10 protein-coding genes are annotated in these 6,122 nt (G+C 63.9%); 4 read left to right on the forward strand and 6 right to left on the reverse strand.

What is annotated here, in order from left to right:
* Positions 1-355: aromatic-ring hydroxylase C-terminal domain-containing protein (locus AB4Y84_RS10410; protein ID WP_442250101.1), on the forward strand; the 355-nt coding region annotated here is incomplete at its 5' end.
* 38 nt (positions 356-393) lie between these two features.
* Here AB4Y84_RS10410 and AB4Y84_RS10415 read toward each other — a convergent pair.
* The 4 genes from AB4Y84_RS10415 to AB4Y84_RS10430 form a co-directional block, all read right to left on the reverse strand.
* The gene (locus AB4Y84_RS10415) at positions 394-642 is read right to left on the reverse strand and encodes a hypothetical protein (RefSeq protein WP_100436505.1); all 249 of its coding nucleotides are present in this window, start codon (positions 640-642) and stop codon (positions 394-396) included.
* A gap of 128 nt (positions 643-770) precedes the next feature.
* Positions 771-1,040 carry a hypothetical protein gene (locus tag AB4Y84_RS10420; RefSeq protein ID WP_312106567.1) on the reverse strand — a complete coding sequence of 90 codons (270 nt, stop codon included), beginning with the start codon at positions 1,038-1,040 and terminating at the stop codon, positions 771-773.
* Positions 1,041-1,184: 144 nt separating this feature from the next.
* Entirely contained in the window at positions 1,185-1,361 is a 177-nt protein-coding gene (locus tag AB4Y84_RS10425; protein ID WP_223482921.1) for a hypothetical protein, read from the reverse strand.
* 9 nt (positions 1,362-1,370) lie between these two features.
* Entirely contained in the window at positions 1,371-1,619 is a 249-nt protein-coding gene (locus AB4Y84_RS10430) for a hypothetical protein (RefSeq protein WP_025878727.1), read from the reverse strand.
* 177 nt (positions 1,620-1,796) lie between these two features.
* Here AB4Y84_RS10430 and AB4Y84_RS10435 point away from each other — a divergent pair, with 177 nt between their 5' ends.
* Entirely contained in the window at positions 1,797-2,084 is a 288-nt protein-coding gene (locus AB4Y84_RS10435) for a barstar family protein (RefSeq protein ID WP_394196465.1), read from the forward strand.
* A 91-nt stretch (positions 2,085-2,175) separates the two neighbouring features.
* Here the strand turns inward: AB4Y84_RS10435 and AB4Y84_RS10440 are convergent, their stop codons facing one another.
* Positions 2,176-3,384, reverse strand: coding sequence for an MFS transporter (locus AB4Y84_RS10440; protein ID WP_394196463.1), 1,209 nt, complete (start codon positions 3,382-3,384; stop codon positions 2,176-2,178).
* 78 nt (positions 3,385-3,462) lie between these two features.
* Entirely contained in the window at positions 3,463-3,915 is a 453-nt protein-coding gene (locus tag AB4Y84_RS10445) for a phosphohydrolase (RefSeq protein ID WP_394196461.1), read from the reverse strand.
* A gap of 122 nt (positions 3,916-4,037) precedes the next feature.
* Between AB4Y84_RS10445 and AB4Y84_RS10450 the strand changes: the two genes are divergently transcribed.
* Positions 4,038-4,295: a hypothetical protein gene (locus AB4Y84_RS10450; protein WP_025878723.1), complete on the forward strand. Its 258-nt coding sequence runs from the start codon at positions 4,038-4,040 to the stop codon at positions 4,293-4,295.
* Positions 4,296-4,331: 36 nt separating this feature from the next.
* A complete protein-coding gene (locus AB4Y84_RS10455; protein WP_032976218.1) occupies positions 4,332-6,011 on the forward strand; it encodes a type IV secretory system conjugative DNA transfer family protein in 1,680 nt (559 codons plus the stop codon).
* The last annotated feature ends 111 nt before the right edge of the window (positions 6,012-6,122 follow it).

The following is a 6,122-nucleotide window of genomic DNA, read 5'->3' on the forward strand; positions in this document are numbered from 1 at the left end:
GCGCGTGTGGGGTGTGGGCCAGCAGCTGGACCTCGGCCATACCCATCCGCTGGTGGGCCGCAGCACGCCGGATTTCCTGCTGGTCGATGGTCGCCGCATGGGTGAACTACTGCGGGCAGGGCAGGCGGTGCTGCTGGTGTTCGATGCTGCTGCCTCGTTGTACGAGGCGGTTGATGTTGAACGGGCCCGCATCCTGTCCATCGCGCAGCCCGCTGTCGATTCGCTGGGCCTGTCGGCGCTGCTGGTTCGTCCGGACGGCATTGTTGCCTGGGCCAGTGATGGCGCCGATGCGGCAGGACTGGCGCAGGCGGTACAGGAATGGACGAGCTCAGTTGGCAGGGAAGCGATTGCCTGAGTTCCGGCGCAGCCCGCGCAGGGCTGTGCCGCCCTCTTTCAGAGATCCTTCTTCTTGCCGCTCAGGTCCAGCGGTTGGTCACTGCCCTTGCGCTCGCTCGACCAGACCTCGACGCTCTTGCTGCATCGGCTTTCGCGGGCGGCAACCTCAGGCGGCAGGTCCTTCACATGCGGCGACTCCTGGCAGGCGGCATGCATGGCGGAGTCATCATAGGTGGCACAGGCGCTGATCGAAGCGAGAGCAAGGAAACAGAGAGCGGAGCGGAGCAGGGGCTGCAGCAGGCGCATGGGGGGATCTCAGAAGGGCCGGTCTGGCCATCGAATTCAATCCGTGACCCGGCACACGCGCAACCCGACTGGCAGCACTTGTTATTGAGTAACAATTATGGGGATACTCGAGAGCTGCCGACTGCCGATCAGGCAATGCAGATCAGGAACACCGTCGACAGCGCCAGCATCAACACGAACACGCGCCGGCTCAAGGCCAGGCAGGTCAGGCAGGCCGCCAACGCCCATGCCGCCAGCAGCATACATCCCAGCAACCACAGCCCGACCGTCATCATCGAGCCGGCCGCTGCGGCGGACAACGCAAAGGCCTTGAACAGCGCCACGCCCAGCACACTGCCCAGCGCGCCGGCCCGCAGGGCAATAGCATCGTGGCAGGTGGGGGAAAGCTGGCGGTGCATGAGGGCTGTGTCGCGCGTGGGAAGCTGGCGTACGCAACTCTGCAGCAAGGCGGATCTACGCCGCGTGTTCGTCGCACCGCCAGCGCGCAAATGCCGTGATGAGCTCACCACGGCATGTGCATGCTGCATGCCAGTGCTGCCCGGTCAGCGCGCCGGTTGGGAGGCCAGCATGTCGCGCCCGTGTGGGGTCAGATCGATATCCGCATCTTCCGCCTGCACCGCCAGGCCTTCCTTCACGGCCCACGTTGCCGCATCGCTTCCCACAGGGTGCGCATCGGCAATGGCGCGCAGGATGGTGAACTGTTCTTCAGTCAACGGCATGGTACGTCCTCATACGCCCAGCAGGGGCGGCAGTTGCCAGTCCGAAAGGCGCGCATTGCTGATGGCCTGATGGCAGCCACAGGCATCACAACGGAACAGCGTACCGCCCGGCAGGTGCAACAGGTTTGCATCCTGGGCGCAGGTGATTTCCGCACAATGACGGCATGACACGGTAAGCGAAATGATTCGCTCCACATCGCCGGAAATGTTGAACGCGGCCTCGAAGGCATGGATGGCGAAGTGGCCGGTGTCCGGCATGGTGTTCTCGGTTGCAGACAGATGTCTCCATCCTCGTTTTCCTACCGTGATGAGGCTGTCAGGCCAGCGCGGTGGCGAAGTCAACGAGGTCCGCTGCTACGCTTCAGGGCTGCGCATGCGACTGGGATAGCATGCAGGTTGAATTTCCACTCGCCGCTGGTAACGGAGTAGCCCGCAATGGACATCGAACTGGACGGCAACCGCATCCACAGCGAGCGGGCATTCCACGAGACGCTGGCGCTCGCACTGGGTGTCGAGCGCGGTTATGGGAACAATCTCGACGCCCTCTGGGATCTGCTGAGTGCCAGCGTCGAGCGCCCGCTGCAGCTGACCTGGAACGGCCATCAGGTTTCCAGAGAGGCGCTGGGGTCTCGCTTCCAGCAGATCGTCGACGTGCTTGAGCGGGTGCAGCGCCAGGATGAGGCCATGGCACTGGACGAACGCTTCAGCTATTGCCTGCGGTAGGTGCGGTGTGCAGCCGCTGCCAGCGCGGTGCTACCTGTTGCCTCCAGGGCAACACCGTCGCCTGGGCGACGGCTGACGAACCGTGCGCAGTTCATCGGCTGCCGGCGATGGCAACCCTGCGCTTCTCCAGCATCACCGACACGCACCACAGCAGCAGGCCGCCGACCGCAGTCGCCGCACCTACGTAACCGGTGGTGGCCGGGCTGAAGCCGGCGCTGATCGCCATGCCGCCCAGCCACGGGCCGAGCGCATTGGCGGTATTGAACGCCGCATGGTTGGAGGCGGCGGCCAGGGTCTGCGCCTCGCCGGCCACGTCCATCAGGCGCGTCTGCAGTACCGCAGCCAGGGCGCCCATCGTACCCACGGTAATGATCATCGGGCCGATGGTCCACACCGATTCGGCGGCCAGCGGGTACAGCAGCAGCATCACGATCGACCACACCAGCACCACTGCAGCGGCCTTGAAGTGGAACTTGTCGACCAGCCAGCCACCAGCGATGTTGCCGATGATCGCACCGATGCCGAACACGCCTACTGCCAGCGGCATCCACGACTCGGCCACGCCGGTCACCTGCACCAGGGTCGGTGCCAGGTAGGTGAACACGCAGAACATGCCGGCAAAGCCCACCGCGCCGATCGACAGCGCCAGCCAAACCTGGGTGGTGTTGAATGCGCGCAGCTCGCGCATCGGCGAGGTCCGCACCTCATCCGGATCGGGCAGCAGGAAGCGCGCGATCATCACCACCGTGGCGATGGCCAGCACGCTGACCAGGGCGAAGGCGGTGCGCCAGCTCAGCTGCTGGCCCAGCCAGGTGGTCAGCGGATTGCCGATCAGGATCGCCACCGACAGCCCCAACAGCACGCGCGACATTGCTTGGCCGCGCTGCCCGGCCGGGCTGATCGCTGCGGCCACCAGCATCGCCACGCCGAAGTAGGCACCATGCGGCAGGCCAGCGACGAAGCGCGCCACCAGCATCGTGCCGTAGTTCGGGGCCAATGCGCTGGCCAGATTGCCGACGGCATAGAACCCCATCAGTGCCAGCAGCAGCTTGCGGCGCGGGAAGCTGGCGCCAACGAACGCCAGGATTGGTGCGCCCACCACCACGCCGATGGCGTATGCGCTGATCAGGTGGCCGACCTGTGTTTCGCTGATCGACAGGCCGCGGCTGATCTCCAGCATCAGGCCCATGCTGGCGAATTCGCTGGTGCCGATGGCAAAGCCGCCCAATGACAGGGCGAGGATGATCAGGGTGCGCTGGCGCGGCGTCAGCCGAGCGGCCAGGGGGGAATTGGGGCTCATTCGGGGGCGCAAAGGGGCGGGGGAAGCGCCCCATTGTACTGCTGCACCGCAACAGGCATCAGCCGGGCTGGGGGTAAATCAGTGTTCGATGGGTGGTGCTGCCGGCGTGGCCGGCTGGCCAAGCGCCGCCAAGGCCCGTCGGTATTTATCACGCAGGCGCTCGGCGGTGGCGGCATCCAGCGATGCCAGCCGCGCTTCATCGGCATTGTCGGCGATGTCGGCCAGCTTGACCTTCAGTGCCAGCGGATTCGCCGAAATTCGTGCGTAGTACGTGTCGGCATCCGCCGCAGACGTCCGGCTCAGCAGCCGGACCGCGTCCTGCAACGGGGCGGGAAAGGCGTGCACCTGCCCAGCGAAGGCCGGGCAGTCCTCGACCACATCATGCAGCCAGGCCACCGCCTCGGCTTCATCATCGCCGCGCACGGCAGCGGCCACCCGGCCAACGTGGCCGATGTAGGGGTGTCCCGCCTTGTCGACCTGGCCGGCATGGGCCTCCAGCGCCAGCGTGCGTGCACGTGCTACCCAGTCCATTGCGATCTCCCCGGTGCAAGCGTGTATTGTCGTACGGACTGTCTGCATGCCGCCACCACGGCCGTGCAGGCATCATCGGACGCTGCAGGAATGGCATCTGGATTCCATCAGGGAGATGAGACATGCAGGAATACACCCATCAGCTGGAACTACGCGGCCGCTTCCGTCTGGTAGCGGTGACCCACGAGCCGGTGTACGCTCCCGGCGATGTGGTCGGCCATGCGGTCATCGTCGACGGTGGGGAGCGTCTGACCGACCTGATGTCGTTGGCCGATGCGCGCCGGTACCTTGAGGAACTGGTGCGGGAAGAGGGCGTGGAGCCCGGGCTGGAGAATGAAGTCAACCTGCGGAGGAAGGCGTCGCAGCGACGCCGCCGCTAAGCCGTCGCGCCCTCGGGCGCATCATGGAGGATTCGGGTGTTGTCCAGTAAGAAGTATCTGCTCATCGCCATCATCACGCTGGCGACCCTGCTGCTTGGGTTCGTGCTTTCCGGTTACCTGACGCTGCTGCTGCTTGGTCTGGATACCAAGCTGCTCACCTGGAATACCTATTACCAGTATTTCCACGCCCTCGGCCAGCCGCAGGTTGCCCCGTTCGTGGGCAAGATCAAATGGGCCGGCTACCTCGGCTTCGGCTTGCCGCTGCTGGTGCTGGCCATCGTCGGCCTGGTCGTGCTGCTGAAGAAGGACAAGCGCTCGCTGCACGGCGACGCGCGCTTTGCCACCGGCGCCGATCTCGCCAAGCACGGCATGTTCAAGAAGAGCGGCCAGAGCATCGTGGTCGGCAGCCATGGCGGCAAGCTGGTGCGGCTGGACGGCCAGCAATTCGTGATCCTGGCGGCCCCGACCCGTTCGGGCAAGGGCGTCGGCGTGGTCATCCCGAACCTGCTGGAGTACGGCGAATCGCTGGTGGTGCTGGACATCAAGCAGGAAAACTTCGACCTGACCAGTGGTTGGCGCGCCAGCCAGGGGCAGGAGATCTACCTGTTCAACCCCTTCGCCGAAGATCGCCGCACCCATCGCTGGAACCCGCTCAGCTATGTCTCCGACGACCCGGCGTTCCGTGTCTCGGACCTGATGAGCATCGGTGCGATGCTGTATCCGGATGGCTCGGAAGACCAGAAGTTCTGGATCAGCCAGGCGCGCAATGCCTTCATCGCCTTCACCCTGTACCTGTTCGAGAACTGGGATGACGAGCGCAGCAGCGGCTTCCCGGGCGGGCAGGGCACGCCGACCCTGGGTGCGGTCTACCGCCTGTCCTCCGGCGATGGCAGCGACCTGAAGAAGTTCCTCAAGGGCCTGTCCGAGCGCCCATTCCTCAGCAGCAACGCGCGCTCGGCATTCGCCAACATGCTGTCCCAGGCCGACGAGACCTTCGCCTCGATCCTGGGTACCTTCAAGGAACCGCTGAACCCCTGGATCAACCCGGTCCTGGACAAGGCCACCAGCACCAACGACTTCCTGCTCACCGACGTGCGCAAGAAGAAGATGACCATCTACATCGGCATCCAGCCCAACAAGCTGGCCGAAAGCCGATTGATCATCAACCTGTTCTTCAGCCAGCTGATCAACCTCAACACCAAGGAACTGCCCAAGTCCAATCCGGACCTGAAGTACCAGTGCCTGCTGTTGATGGACGAATTCACCTCGATCGGCAAGGTCGAAATCATCGCCTCGGCGGTGTCCTACATGGCCGGTTACAACGTGCGCCTGCTGCCGATCATCCAGAGCATGTCGCAGCTCGATGCCACCTATGGCCGCGAGGTCTCGCGCACGATCATCACCAACCATGCGCTGCAGATCCTGTACGCCCCGCGCGAACAGCAGGATGCCAACGACTACTCGGACATGCTGGGCTACACCACCATCCGCAAGAAGAACGTCACCCACGCGCGTGAAAAGACCCATAGCTTCACCGAGGAGCGTCGCGCGCTGATGCTGCCGCAGGAGCTCAAGGCCATGGGGCCGGACAAGGAAGTCTTCCTGTACGAAGGCATCCCACATCCGGTCAAGTGCGACAAGATTCGCTATTACAAGGACCGCTATTTCACGTCACGTCTACTGCCAAAGGTTGACGTGCCGATGCTTGATGTCTAAGTTGAAGCCTTGAAAGTGTGACGGATGCACGCGTTCATTGATGTGAATTAGTGAGACGCGTCAAAGAAACGCCATACGTTGGTCAAAATTCAGATTTGTCTGACATCGAAT

The organism is Stenotrophomonas sp. 2YAF22 (assembly GCF_052114665.1).
GTDB lineage: Bacteria > Pseudomonadota > Gammaproteobacteria > Xanthomonadales > Xanthomonadaceae > Stenotrophomonas > Stenotrophomonas indicatrix.

Excerpts from the sequence above, each read along its gene's own strand:
- AB4Y84_RS10415 (WP_100436505.1), bottom strand. The coding sequence starts at position 642 with ATGCGCCTGCTGCAGCCCCTGCTCCGCTCCGCTCTCTGTTTCCTTGCT.
- AB4Y84_RS10420 (WP_312106567.1), bottom strand. The coding sequence starts at position 1,040 with ATGCACCGCCAGCTTTCCCCCACCTGCCACGATGCTATTGCCCTGCGG.
- AB4Y84_RS10425 (WP_223482921.1), bottom strand. The coding sequence starts at position 1,361 with ATGCCGTTGACTGAAGAACAGTTCACCATCCTGCGCGCCATTGCCGAT.
- AB4Y84_RS10430 (WP_025878727.1), bottom strand. The coding sequence starts at position 1,619 with ATGCCGGACACCGGCCACTTCGCCATCCATGCCTTCGAGGCCGCGTTC.
- AB4Y84_RS10435 (WP_394196465.1), top strand. The coding sequence starts at position 1,797 with ATGGACATCGAACTGGACGGCAACCGCATCCACAGCGAGCGGGCATTC.
- AB4Y84_RS10440 (WP_394196463.1), bottom strand. The coding sequence starts at position 3,384 with ATGAGCCCCAATTCCCCCCTGGCCGCTCGGCTGACGCCGCGCCAGCGC.
- AB4Y84_RS10445 (WP_394196461.1), bottom strand. The coding sequence starts at position 3,915 with ATGGACTGGGTAGCACGTGCACGCACGCTGGCGCTGGAGGCCCATGCC.
- AB4Y84_RS10450 (WP_025878723.1), top strand. The coding sequence starts at position 4,038 with ATGCAGGAATACACCCATCAGCTGGAACTACGCGGCCGCTTCCGTCTG.